Here is a 13573-nt window from a genome sequence, read left to right on the forward strand (position 1 = left end):
AAAATTTAAATCAGATGTATGTTTTAACTTTGTGCGTGTCCCGCGTCTGTCACGGTCAGCGCAGAGGAATCTTGCAGCCTGTGAGTTCCTCGGCAAAAGTGATGGCAGCCCTGTGGGTCTCCACATAGTCATCAAGCGTCGGCGACTGAATGAATGGAATCGCATCGAGAGTGCGCGTGATAGTGCCGTATATTTCCGGGAACGATATTTTTTCATCGAGGAAAGCGCGCACGGCCACTTCGTTGGCCGCGTTGATGATACATGCGGCGTTGCCTCCGCGATTGAGCGCATAGGGAGCGAGGGTCAGACAGGGGAATTTTTCAGGGTCGGGCTTCTCGAAAGTGAGTTGCGCGTAGTCAGTGAGCGAGAGCGGACGCTCCGACGACGGGAGACGCGTAGCATCGCCAAGCGCATAGCGTATGGGCAGACGCATGTCGGGGATTCCGAGCTGTGCTTTCACTGCTCCGTCGATAAACTCGACCATTGAGTGGACGATTGACTGAGGATGGACAACGGCCTCAATCCTGTCGGGCTTCACATCAAAAAGCCAGCGGGCCTCGATGATTTCGAAAGCCTTGTTGAGCATAGTAGCCGAATCAATGGTGATTTTAGCTCCCATGTTCCAGCGCGGATGACGCAGAGCCTGCGAAGGGGTGACACCTTCAATCTGTTCGCGTGAGAACGACCTGAACGGACCTCCGGAGGCAGTGATGATAAGTTTTTCGACAGTCGCCGGATCTTCACCCACCAGACACTGGTAGATGGCCGAATGTTCGGAATCGACCGGAATCACCCTGACAGGCGATTCACGGAGAAGGCTTGTGATCAGCTCGCCGGCCACCACGAGAGTCTCCTTGTTGGCGAGTGCAATCTGCTTACCCGCACGAATCGCACGGACAGTCGGAAGCAAACCGCTGTAGCCGACAGTCGCAGTGACCACCGTATCGAAATCAGGACGCTCCATCGCGTCAGCCATAGCTGCGCTGCCGGCTGCTGTCTCGATGCCAAGAGGAGAAAGAGCCTCGCGCAGACGGGCATATTTTGATTCGTCGGCGATTATAGCCAGAGAGGGACGGAATTTGACAGCCTGTTCGATAAGCTGCTCTACATTAGAACCGGCGGCAAGCACGGTAGCCTTGAAGCGCTCAGGGAAGCGCGAAATCACATCAAGAGTCTGCGTTCCTATCGACCCCGTCGAGCCGAGGATTGCTATGTTATGTGGCATGAGTGGATAAATCTATAAAGAGCATGTTTAAGAACTGCAAAAATACGCAAAAATCCTCACTTTGGCACGGTTTTTGCGGATTTTTGAGTAATTTTGCATATATAAGTTATCTATGAACCACCAAATTGATATATCCAAGGATCTTGAACGTCTCATCGGCCAAAGGCGTGTCAATGACGCGCTTGACCTGATTGACAACGCATCGGCCACATTAGGGGCTGTCCCGGAACTGCGCTCGGCCACATCGCGTCTTCGCGAAAGCTACGAGCTGATGACCCACTACGCACTGCAGGGCATGCCCGACCCGGCACGCCCCGAGCTATATGCCGGGATAATAGCTGACATCCGGGCGCTTGCCGACGAACTTCACCGCCGTTCGCGCCTCGACGATGCCCCTACCCTATATTTCAACACCCTGCGCTATCAGAACATGCGCCCCGACATAAGCATTGCCACATTGCTCGACGAATACCGCCGTGTCAACCGGCGCTTGCAGATGGCGATGCTCACTGAAGATGTCGAAAAGGCCGGGAAAGAATTTTCCATGCGTGCCGAAGATCTCGAAAAAAGAATATTCAACCTCATCTGGATTACATATCCGCTCACGGTCGACGATGCCGCAGCCATAGGCAATCTCCTGAGCGACATATCGCTCGCCGGACACTTCAAGCAACTGTGTGTGTCAGCCCTGATGTTAGGTCAGCTCGAATATCCCGACGAGAAACGCATGCGTCTGCTCATGGATGCCTATCTCTCGGACAACGCGGAAATATCAGTGCGCGCGCTGTGTTCGATGCTTATCGTCATGTCGGTTCAGCGCGACAGACCGTTTTCGCCATCTCTCTCCCGCCGCTTCGACTCACTACGCGAGGACAGCCGCTGGGGTGCTGACGTGAGGATGGCACTCCTGCAATTCATCCGCGCACGCGACACGGAGCGAATCGGCCGTAAACTGACCGACGAAGTGATTCCTGAGATGATGAAGCTCCAGCCGGAGCTTGAGAAACTCGGACGCAAACCGCTCGATCCGGAATCAATTGAAGAGAATCCTGAATGGGCCGAACTGCTCGATAAATCAGGAATAACCGACAAGCTTAAAGAGCTTCAGGAAATACAGGAAGACGGAGGCGACGTGATGATGGTCACCTTCAGCAAGCTCAAGACCTTCCCGTTTTTCAACGACATCTCCAACTGGTTTCTCCCCTTCCACACATCACACTCATCCATCGCCGGGAGCAACGACGCGTCAGTCCGTATGCTTGCCGACATAATGGAAAGCGCTCCGATGTTCTGCAACAGCGACAAATATTCAATCATCCTCTCGCTCGCACAAGTGCCGGAAGCCCAGAAACAGATGATGTCATCGCAGCTCAAAGCCCATTCGGCACAGATGGCGGCGATGAGTTTCGGCGACATCGACTCGTCGCAGAAAGGGCGCGAACGCCTTGCAGGAAAATACGTGCAGGACATCTACCGTTTCTTCCGCCTGTTCAGACGCAAGGGCGAATTCAACGATCCCTTCGCCACTACGCTCAACCTTGTGACAGTCCCGCTGCTGTCCGACATATTCGACGATGCCGACACTCTGCTCCTCGTCGGAGAATTCTATTTCAAACACAAGCATTTCGCCGACGCTTTCGATGTGTTCGAACGTCTGTCAGACAAAATCCCGCCATCGGCACAGCTCTATCAGAAAATGGGCTACTGCATGCAGATGCTCGGGGCGATAGACACAGCCGTCAGATATTATGAACAGAGCGAGCTGCTCAACGCCGAAAGTCTCTGGACCATCAAGCGACTCGCCATCTGCCACCGCAACTCCCGCAACTGGGGAAAGGCCGTCGAATACTACTCACGCCTTGCGGCAGCAAATCCCGACGACGCAAACGTGGCGCTCAATCTGGCTCTGTGCCATCTCGAAAACGGACAGACATCCGAAGCTATGCAGCTGCTCTACAAAGTTGAGTTCCTGCAGGGCGAATCAGACCGCTCGTCGCGTCCGCTTGTCAGATGCGCACTGTTGGAAAACAATCTTGATAAGGCCCGTCGATATTCCGACGCGCTGCTCTCGCGCACACCTTCGGCATCGGACTACATGCACGCAGGACACATCGAAATCCTCAGCGGAAACCTCGACAATGGAGTGAGACTCTACGCCGAGGCAATAGCCGCTGATAATTTCGACACTGGAAATTTCGTCAGGACTTTCAAATCAGACATGGAGACCTACAAATCCATGTCGGCTATCGACCCGCTGACACTCGGCCTGATTCTCGACGAGGCAATCAAACGCTCGTCGGCTCTCGGTCACAAGGTCTGAAGAAAACCGTACATTAATTAACCATTCACTGTCATATCTTCAAAATTTTTACATGCGTAAAATCCTATTATCGGCATTTGCCGCCGCAAGCATTATGATACAAGCTCAAAATCCGTTTTTCCAAGAATTCAACACCGCCCCCCACGGAGCGGCCCCCTTCGACAAAATAACATTCGCCGACTACGAACCGGCCATCGACCGCGGTATCCGCCTCGGCCTTGAAGCCGTCGACGCTATCGTCAACAATCCTGAAGCCCCGACATTTGAAAACACAATCGTGGCGCTCGAACACGCCGACACCGACCTCAACCGTGTGCTTATGGTGTTCGACCCGCTGCTCTCGGCTCTCAGCGACGACAACATGATGGAGCTGTCGATGAAAATCACACCCCGTCTGTCGGACTACTCCACTTCAATCTCGCTCAATGAAGGTCTGTGGAAAAGAGTAAAGGCCGTCTATGACAGCCGTGGCGACTATAATCTCGCCAAAGAGGACAGCATGCTGCTCAAACGCACCTACGACTCGTTTGTGCGCAACGGCGCACTCCTCGAAGGAAAGGACCGCGAGACATATTCAAAACTTTCGAGCCGTCTGAGCGAGCTGACCACACTTTTCGGCCAGAACGTGCTAAAGGAAATGAACACCTATGAAATCTGGCTCGGAGCAAACGACCTCGCCGGTCTTCCCGAAAGTTCTGTCGAGGCTGCAGCTCTGGCCGCACGCGAAAAGGGCCGCGAAGGAGAATATCTCTTCACTCTCGCCCAGCCGGTCTACATGGCTTTTATGAAATACAGCGACCGTCGTGACCTCCGCGAAAAGATGTATCGCCTCTACACAGGCCGAAACATCAAGGGCGAATACAACAATCTCCCGATAATGAAGGAAATCGCCGAGACACGAATGAAAATCGCCAATCTTCTCGGCTATCCGACATATGCGCACTATGCTCTCGAAAAGACTATGGCGAAGACCCCCGACAAAGTCTACGAGCTGCTCAACTCCCTGCGCGACGCATATCTCCCGGCACAGAAAGCCGAATTCAAGGAGCTTGCCGACTATGCTTCGTCAATCGAGGGTAAGACCATAGAACTTAAGCCGTGGGACTACAGCTATTATGCCAACAAGCTCAAGAACGCCAAGTATGCCTACGACGAGGAAAAGCTCCGTCCGTATTTCGAGCTCAACAATGTCATCGACGGAGTGTTCGGCCTCGCGACACGTCTCTATGGCGTGACATTCAAGAAGAATCCCGATATTCCTGTCTATCACCCCGACGTGACAGCATTTGATGTCATCGACAACGACGGTTCGTTTCTCGGAGTCATCTACACCGACTTCTTCCCCCGCGAGAGCAAGCGTCCCGGTGCATGGATGACAGAGTTCAAGAGCGAGGAAATCACTCCCGACGGAAAAGTGATACGCCCACACGTGTCTATTGTGATGAATTTCACCAAACCAACCGGCTCTAAACCCTCGCTCCTGACACCCTATGAGGTCGAGACATTCCTCCACGAATTCGGCCACGGTCTCCACGGACTTCTTGCAAACACAAAATACGCATCGTTGTCGGGCACAAACGTGCTCCGCGACTTCGTCGAGCTTCCTTCGCAATTCAATGAAAACTATCTCACCGAAAAAGAATTCCTTGACGGATTCGCACGCCACTACGAGACAGGCGAGGCCATTCCCTCGGAACTCGTCGGCCAGATCATAAGCTCATCGCAGTTCGGCGCGGCCTACGCATGTCTCCGCCAGCTCAATTTCGGACTCCTCGACATGGCATGGCACAGCATCACCGCTCCGGTCGACGACCCGGAAAAATTCGAGCAGAAAGCAGGTGCATCCGTGGCAATGTTCGACCCGATTGAAGGCAGCATGACCGGCAGCACATTCTCCCACATCTTTGCAGGCGGATATGCCGCCGGATACTACAGCTATAAGTGGGCCGAAGTTCTCGATGCGGACGCCTTCGCTCATTTCAAGGAAAACGGAATCTTCGACCGCGCTACTGCCGAATCATTCCGTCAGAACATCCTTTCACGCGGCGGCACAGAAAAACCCGACGAACTCTATCGCCGTTTCCGTGGCAAAGACGCCTCAATCGACGCACTTCTCCAGCGCGACGGCATCTCTCAGAAACCTTCGGGAAAGTTGCCCGTCCCCAAGGATAAATAATACTTGATACAAGATAATGCCAAAAACTTTCAGGCGGTTAAAAATCCAATCGGAAATTTTAACCGCCTGATTATTTTTTTCAATTCAGCCACGGTTAACCTTATTTAACTCCAATGAGCAAAATTTAAGCACTCAGGTTTCCTACTTTTGCATCATTATGACAGAAGCCACACTCGAAAAACTGAAAATACTGGCGGCAGCAGCCAAATATGACGTGTCGTGCTCGTCGAGCGGGACTGTGCGGCGCAACGACGGCAAAGGCGTGGGAAACACAGTCGGCGGTGTGGGCATCTGTCATAGCTTCGCAGCCGACGGACGTTGCATAGCGCTATTGAAAATCATGCTTACAAACTACTGTAAGTATGACTGCGCTTATTGCGTGAACCGACGGTCAAACGACATCCCGCGAGCCACGCTCTCGGTCTCCGAAGTTGTCGACATAACGATGGAGTTCTACCGCCGCAACTACATCGAAGGGCTGTTCCTGAGTTCGGGTGTGGTGCGCAACGCCGACTATACGATGGAACGCATCGCACGCATAGCCAAAGACCTCCGCACCATCCATCGGTTCAACGGCTACATACATCTTAAAAGCATTCCCGGCGCATCTCAGGAACTCGTCAACGAAGCCGGACGCTATGCCGACCGAATGAGCGTCAATATCGAAATCCCACGCGAGGAATCGCTCAGATACCTTGCACCTGAAAAGAACCATCAGAGCATTTTCGAGCCGATGGGATATATCAGGCAGGGTGTGCTGCAATGTCAGGAAGACAGGAAAACAATGCGCCACGTCCCGCGCTTCGTTCCGGCCGGACAGAGCACACAGATGATTGTCGGCGCTACCCCCGACACCGACCGCGATATCCTCATGGCCTCATCGTCGCTCTACTCAATGCCGACAATGCGGCGCGTCTACTATTCAGGCTACGTCTCCGTCAACACCTACGATTCCCGGCTGCCGGCACTCAAACAGCCACCGCTCGTGCGCGAAAACCGACTCTATCAGGCCGACTGGCTGATGCGCTTCTACCAATTCAAGGCCGAAGAGATTGCCGACGACACCAACCCCAACCTCGACCTTGAGGTCGATCCCAAACTCGGATGGGCGCTGCGCCACCCCGAAGCATTCCCGGTAGATATCAACCGCGCACCTTACGAAATGATATTGCGCGTGCCCGGAATCGGTGTGAAATCCGCCACACTCATCGTCAACGCACGCCGCTACCGTCATCTCAATTCGTCACACCTGTCAAAAATAGGTGTCGTCATGAAGCGTGCGAAATATTTCATCACCTGCGGAGAACTGACCGCAGGAACGATTGCCGACACGTCGCCGGAATATGTGCGCAGGATTCTGACTGCGCCGCGCAAGCTCAAAGGTGAAAGCCCGCTGCAACTGTCGTTAGATTTCTCATAAAATTTCCTAACAATCCACACCACAATGGTCATCTATCGTTTTGACGGAAGTTTCGACGGACTGCTCACGGCGGTTTTCGACTCGTTTGCGCGCAAGGAGCGCCCCGACGCACTCCTTCCGCCCGACGGCGACATGCCATTGTTCTACGACACACTCCACGAAGTCGACACCGACCTTGAAAAGAGCACCCGCGTCTGGAAAAAACTCTCCGCGTCAATTTCGTCAGGCGCACGCACCGCACTCATGACGGCCTTCCTCACCGACAATGCCGGATTTCCGCTTCTGGCACTGCGTTTCATCAGCCGTGCTGTCACCACTACACCGTCTATCGAGAATGATTTTTCCGACCCGGCAGTCCTTGCCGTCGTCAAGGAAGGGCGGCGCGTCAGAGGCGAAGCCCACCGGCTGCTCCAGTTCGTCAGGTTCCAGAAAGCGGTCGACGGAACTTATTTTTCAATGGTAGAGCCCCTGTTCGATGTGCTGCCGTTTGCCATAAAACATTTCGCCGACCGTTTTTCCGACCAGCCGTTCATCATCTACGACCGCATCCGTGACTACGGCTATCACTACGACGGGAAAGAGACAAAACGCATCACACTCCGGTCTGACAGCTATCACCTATCGACCGGCCGCCTGTCTGACGAACTGATGGACCCCGACGAACGGCTCTATCAGCAACTGTGGCGCAACTATGTCAGATATACAGCCATCACCGAACGCACCAACCCGCGCAAGCAACGTCAGGACATGCCTGTCAGATTCTGGAAATATCTCACCGAGATGCAATGACGATTGTCAGGAATTCTGTAACTTTACGCAGAATTCCAAATTATTATCGTATGCGTAAAGGACTGGTGCTCGAAGGAGGGGCAATGCGCGGACTTTTCACCGCCGGTGTCATAGATGTGATGATGGAAAACGGGATTGACTTCGACGGTCTCGTCGGGGTCTCTGCCGGATCGAGTTTCGGCTGCAACTTCAAGTCGCGTCAGCCGGGACGCGTGCTCCGCTACAATCTGAGGTTCTGCAAAGACCCGCGCTACATGGGACTGCGCTCGCTTCTCGCCACAGGCGACCTTGTCGGCGCTGAATTCGCCTACCACACACTCCCGCTCGAACTCGACATTTTCGACATTCCGACTTTCGAGAGCAACCCGATGGAATTTCATCTGGTCTGCACCGACGTGACCACCGGCAGCCCCGTCTACTACCGCATGGACCGTGTCGACTACGACTCTCTCGAATGGCTGCGCGCATCGGCCTCCATGCCGGTTGTCACCCGGCCAGTATGCGTGGCCGACGGACATCTGCTGCTCGACGGAGGCATCAGCGACTCAATTCCTCTGGCCTATTTCCAGTCACAGGGCTTCGGGCGCAACGTCGTGGTCCTAACACAGCCGCTTGACTACCGCAAAAGTCCGGCGCGCAAATGGGTGTTCCGGCTTTTCATGCGCCGCTATCCAAAAATTGTCGAGGCGATGGCAAAAAGACACGAGATGTATAACGCGCAGCTCGACTACATCCACTCACAAGCCCTGACTGGCAACACCTTCATCATCGCCCCGTCAGCCCCTCTGCCAATCGGACGCATCGAGATGAACCCCGCCAAAATGCGGCTTGTCTACGGGATGGGACGTGACACCGCGACCGCAATGCTGCCGAAACTGAAAGCTTTCCTTGACAGCAACGGCAGATAATTGAGATTGAGGATGATATTTAAATGATGATATTTAAATGAAAGCCTTGTCGTTGAGCAGACGGTTTTCGAGCGCCTCGAAATGGCGGCGCGCATCCTTGGTCGAAAGATAGGCATCAATCACATCGGCATGCCTGAAATTGTGGAGGTCAGTGCCTAAAAAATCCACATAGCCCTTTTCAATCAGTTTCTCGGCCACCCGCTTTTCCTTTTTGGTATATCCGCCTGCGAGCGACAACACATTGACCTGAAACAACACGCCTGCCCTGTGGAGCTGGTCGTAACGTTCGGGGTTTTCCTCGAAATAATAGTGAAACCGTTCGGGATGAGCCATTATCGGGTTGTAGCCCTGAATTTTCAGGTCAAACAGAAACTGGTCAAGCTGCCACGGCTCCTGAATGAACGAATTTTCCACGAGAATATACCTGTTCGGAAAAGTGGTGATCTGGCCTGCGGCAAGCTCCGCGCGGAAAAAGTCGTCGATACGGTTTTCCGACGCACGCGACAGCTCCACGTCTACGCCCGCCTTCTTCAGAGCCTCATCCAGCTCATGCAATGCAGGGTCGAGCACATCGGGAGTGTTCGGAAAAGTCGCCTCCGTGATGTGGGGAGTGGCGATGATGCGTTCAAGCCCCCAGTTACGCATATGCTTCACAAGTTCAACCGATGTCTCCACGTCGGGCGAACCGTCGTCGACACCCGGAAGGATATGACAATGTATGTCGGTTGTGAACGGAAATTTCACCGGCTCATTCTTTCTAGAAAGAAAACTAAAAAATGCCATATTAACTTATTCTTACTGCGTCTGTTGTTTTATATTTCACATACAAAGTTAACCATTCATTTTGTAATAGCCTAAAACGGCAGCCGGAAAAGAGTTTTCCGGCTGCCGTTTTTAAGAGGGTCATACATTTGTACGCCACTCTAAATATCCTAAAATGTTTTAGAATGTGTCAGGCAATCACTTTTCCGACCTCATCGGCCGACAGGCCGTCAGACGCTTTTCAGATAGATACTCACCTCCGGCCTGATTCCATCTTTTCTGACATTTATCGAGTCGATGGATGCCGGAGAAATCTCCGTTAACTGTTCTGAAGAAAGAACCCAGCTTTCATTGCCCTTATGCACCGACACGTTGCCAACCAAATCTTTCAGGAAATACTTAGGCAGTTTAACCTCGGCAGTCTGTGAGGTCTGTGCCGGCAGTTCCTCATCTTTCTTAATCTTGAATGTCACGGGAAGTGCATACCAGACATTGACAGCCTCACCATTCATCATGCCCGGTGTGAAAGCCGGGAGACTCTTGATGACACGTATAGCCTCATTGTCGAGCGACTGGTCCAATCGGCGGAGAACCGTCACATCACCTATCGAACCATCCTTTCTGACAACGAATCGGACCACTACCCGACCCTGCACTTCATTCTTATAAGCATCATGCGGATATCTGATATTGGCGGCCACATATTCGAGAAGCGCTTTCTCACCGCCGGGGAACTGCGGTTTTCTCTCAACCACGGTGTAAACTTTCGCATCGTCGGGCTGCTCCTTGGCCTCTTGGCGCTCAGTGGCGGCAGGAGCTGTCGCGCGTGCTTCGGGAGCGACGGCAGGCGCGGCGGTCTCACCCTCATAGGGGGCGGCCTCCGTGGCCTCGCTCCGTGGAGCAGTCTCATTCACCGGCTGCGCCACATCTCCGGCGGCCATTGCATCCGAAGCCACAGCCCCGGCGACATCCGTGGCCGACTCCGGCTGAATTTCACGGACATCCGCCTCCGCGACATTTTCGGCCGGAAGCATTGCCGGCTCATTTTCCGCCAAAGTTACCGATGCCGACTCCGGCGCGATGTCGTCACCACCACTCTCCACGCCCAACGACGCAAGAGCCGTGTCGTCGATGACCGAGGCGACAACATCGAGATTGGCCATACCGACAGCCACCGCAAGCGCAGGGATGAGCGCCAGACCGCGCAGACGGCGCGACGGGGATTTGTCGGTGTTATACATCATCGTGACACGTTTTTTCAGCTTACTGTGGTTCAGGCTGTTGGCAAGAGAGGTGAAACGATGGCCCACAGCCTTTTTAATCAGCAGCATCTGATATTGGCGAGCCCCGACACCCGATTCGAGCACAGCACCGTCGGCCTGATATTCATGGACAGTCTTAAGCTCCTCGCGCATGAGCCACGCAGCAGGATTATACCATTGGAACACCCCGACGGCCTGTGCCACCAGAAGGTCGATCCAGTGGCGAAGGCGCAGATGCTGGAGCTCGTGGACGAGAATCATGCTGCCGTCCTCCTCCCAGTCCTTGCGGCTCATCACCACATATCTGCACCAGCTGAACGGTGCAATCCCCTTCTCGTCGGTCACGACCACAATCTTTCCGTCATAGCGTCCGACTTCTTCGGCGCGCGATATTATGCGCCTGAGTCTGAGCCCGACCCATACGGTCTGGAAAAGCGTCGCGGCGACACCCGTGATATAGACCCACAGCAACACCGTGGTCCACAACGGCTGCGACGGAGCGACAAATTCTCCTTGGTCAACGACACTGACCATAATATCTTCAAAGTCGATTTCGGCCATAGGCACAGGCGCCGGTGCATCGGCCATGAGTCCGCGCGCCCACTCAATCGCCGGCAGCGCAGTGAGCGCCACTATATAGATTAGCCATAGGGCCACACGGTTGTAACGGTGTTGGTTTTCGCCGGCCATCACCCATTTGTAGGTGAGATAGAGCAGCGAAAGGAGGATTGAGCTGTAGAGAGAATATGATAGTACTGTGCCCATGAGAGATTAGGTTTAAAATAGTTAAGCACTGGCTACGTAGAGAGCGCTCCGGGTGGACGCGTCGATTTAAGGTGGCCGGATAGAAGGACGTCCGGCGGAGGGATGGTCGCCGGACGCCTTAATCTCAGGTTGGAATCTTGATTAATATCCCTGATATTGCGTTTTCGCTATTATTTCTTTGCGTTCTTGCTTTCGATGAGTTCCATGACTTCGCGGAGTTCATCGTCCGACATCTTCTCTTCCTCGACCAGAGCCGACACGGCGTTCTTGTAGGAGTTGTTGAAATAATCCTTCACCAGACGGGCCAACGAACGCTTCATGAAATCCTCCTTCTTGGCGATGGCATAGTAGCGGTAGGTCGGGCCAAAAACTTCGTGGCTCACATGACCCTTCTCTTCGAGAATTCTGACGATGGTCGAAAGGGTGTTGAAGTGGGGTTTGGGCTCTTCGTGGATGTTGACCATTTCACGCACAAAGAGAGGACCGCGCTCCCAAAGCATCTGCATGATGACCAATTCCTTTTCTGTGAGCATCTGTGGTTTTCTTCCTGGTTTCATAAATTGATGGATTTTAATGTTATGATTATTCTGTTATATCGTTAAAAAATCTGCGGTGCAAAACTATCATGGTAGTTTCACACCGCAAAGATAAAACTATAATTGAGTTATTGCAACGTAGGCGTAGTGTTTTAGTGTTAAAAATATTTAAAACAACTTATACGCGAATCTTACGCTGACAACCGGATAGACCTTGAAAGTTGTCATCAGGTCGACATAGTCGCCCGGCTTACCCTTGATATTGACCACATCCTTTGTCAGATTAGTGCCGTCGTGGGTGATGAGCGAAGGCGAACCGCCCCAGATCATCATGCCGCAGTCCACATCGAGCGTAAACCGCTTCGACTTGCCGAGGTCGCCGGTGTAGCCCAGCCCCACGTAGGGCTTGAATGCGTTGACAAAAGCCGAAACCTTGACCATGCCGTCGGTGTCGGGCTGCATCATATAGGGCTTTCCGTCCTTGAAGTCGCCGACATGGATACCCATGTGACCCTCGGTCTCGAGGTCGGCGCGGAGATCGTCGACAAGGAACGGGTCGAGATACGTGTCGCCGAAAATAGGTTTGTCGATTGCATCGTCGCTCATGATGAAGTCATAGAAGTTATTGTAGATATTGACAGCCACGAGCGACGGCATCTCGCCCATAGTGTTGAGCGCCTTGGCCACCTTGCGCGATCCGGCATAGAAACCCACCGTAGCTCTCCAGCCCTTTGTCTTCCAAGGATAGATGTCGAAGAGCATCTTGAAATTGGTCATGGTCGGCTTGCCGTCGAGCTCCACGCGGTCATCGACATCGATGCCTGTCAGACGGTGCATATAGTTCTGAAGCTTCTCGAAATTATTGGCTGTCACCCCGGCGCCGTCGGAATAGCTCTGAAGGCTGAACGACATCGGGAATGCGATATGGGGCGTGAAGTCGACACCGGCCCTGACGCGGACATAGTCTGTCACATGGGTCGAAAGGTCAAGTCCAAGACCGGTCGAACCGACGGAGACTCCGACATCAAGATGGCGGAACACATTGCGCTCCTTCGCTCCGAACGACATCTGGGCCTCACGGTCGCTCACCTGCGCATGAATCGCGCTCACTAAAAACAATCCGGTAATTACGGCAGTAATCCTGCGGACAACTCCCTTTGTGCTGTGTGTCATGCTGATATGTGATGGTTTTATTTCTTAATATTTATGTATGCTTTGATTGCATTTGTTGACAAATTCGTCGTGCAAAGTTACAAAATTCTTCCAAATTTCCGAAAATTTAAACAGCGAAACATTTTTTCCGTTAAAACTTGTTGCGTTTCGCATATTTTTACTACCTTTGCCACCTGATAAGATTATCAACGTGGAATTCAACATTTACTCTAACTCAAGCTATGACGACAACCGAAT

10 protein-coding genes are annotated in these 13573 nt (G+C 53.0%); 5 read left to right on the forward strand and 5 right to left on the reverse strand.

Going from position 1 to position 13573, the window contains the following annotated elements:
• Positions 1-55: 55 nt before the first annotated feature.
• Positions 56-1225: a 1-deoxy-D-xylulose-5-phosphate reductoisomerase gene (locus QZ311_RS06685; protein ID WP_297065788.1), complete on the reverse strand. Its 1170-nt coding sequence runs from the start codon at positions 1223-1225 to the stop codon at positions 56-58.
• A 112-nt stretch (positions 1226-1337) separates the two neighbouring features.
• Here QZ311_RS06685 and QZ311_RS06690 point away from each other — a divergent pair, with 112 nt between their 5' ends.
• The 5 genes from QZ311_RS06690 to QZ311_RS06710 all read left to right on the forward strand — a co-directional run bounded on the left by QZ311_RS06690 (position 1338) and on the right by QZ311_RS06710 (position 8838).
• Positions 1338-3545, forward strand: a complete 2208-nt coding sequence (locus QZ311_RS06690) for a tetratricopeptide repeat protein (RefSeq protein WP_297065791.1) — start codon at positions 1338-1340, stop codon at positions 3543-3545.
• Between the two features lie 94 nt (positions 3546-3639).
• On the forward strand, positions 3640-5721 hold the full coding sequence (locus QZ311_RS06695) for a M3 family metallopeptidase (RefSeq protein ID WP_297065795.1): 2082 nt from the start codon (positions 3640-3642) through the stop codon (positions 5719-5721).
• Positions 5722-5878: 157 nt separating this feature from the next.
• Positions 5879-7141, forward strand: a complete 1263-nt coding sequence (locus QZ311_RS06700) for a putative DNA modification/repair radical SAM protein (RefSeq protein WP_297065797.1) — start codon at positions 5879-5881, stop codon at positions 7139-7141.
• Positions 7142-7165: 24 nt separating this feature from the next.
• Positions 7166-7930, forward strand: coding sequence for a TIGR03915 family putative DNA repair protein (locus QZ311_RS06705; RefSeq protein WP_297065800.1), 765 nt, complete (start codon positions 7166-7168; stop codon positions 7928-7930).
• A 50-nt stretch (positions 7931-7980) separates the two neighbouring features.
• Positions 7981-8838, forward strand: coding sequence for a patatin family protein (locus tag QZ311_RS06710; RefSeq protein WP_297065802.1), 858 nt, complete (start codon positions 7981-7983; stop codon positions 8836-8838).
• Positions 8839-8871: 33 nt separating this feature from the next.
• Here QZ311_RS06710 and QZ311_RS06715 read toward each other — a convergent pair whose 3' ends face one another.
• The 4 genes from QZ311_RS06715 to QZ311_RS06730 all read right to left on the reverse strand — a co-directional run bounded on the left by QZ311_RS06715 (position 8872) and on the right by QZ311_RS06730 (position 13336).
• A complete protein-coding gene (locus QZ311_RS06715) occupies positions 8872-9621 on the reverse strand; it encodes a CpsB/CapC family capsule biosynthesis tyrosine phosphatase (RefSeq protein WP_297065806.1) in 750 nt (249 codons plus the stop codon).
• A gap of 209 nt (positions 9622-9830) precedes the next feature.
• Positions 9831-11627, reverse strand: a complete 1797-nt coding sequence (locus QZ311_RS06720; protein ID WP_297065808.1) for a TonB family protein — start codon at positions 11625-11627, stop codon at positions 9831-9833.
• A gap of 170 nt (positions 11628-11797) precedes the next feature.
• The gene (locus tag QZ311_RS06725; RefSeq protein WP_297065812.1) at positions 11798-12184 is read right to left on the reverse strand and encodes a BlaI/MecI/CopY family transcriptional regulator; all 387 of its coding nucleotides are present in this window, start codon (positions 12182-12184) and stop codon (positions 11798-11800) included.
• A 147-nt stretch (positions 12185-12331) separates the two neighbouring features.
• On the reverse strand, positions 12332-13336 hold the full coding sequence (locus QZ311_RS06730; RefSeq protein ID WP_297065815.1) for a hypothetical protein: 1005 nt from the start codon (positions 13334-13336) through the stop codon (positions 12332-12334).
• Positions 13337-13573 lie beyond the last annotated feature (237 nt).

The organism is uncultured Duncaniella sp., assembly GCF_910578445.1.
Classification (GTDB): domain Bacteria; phylum Bacteroidota; class Bacteroidia; order Bacteroidales; family Muribaculaceae; genus Duncaniella.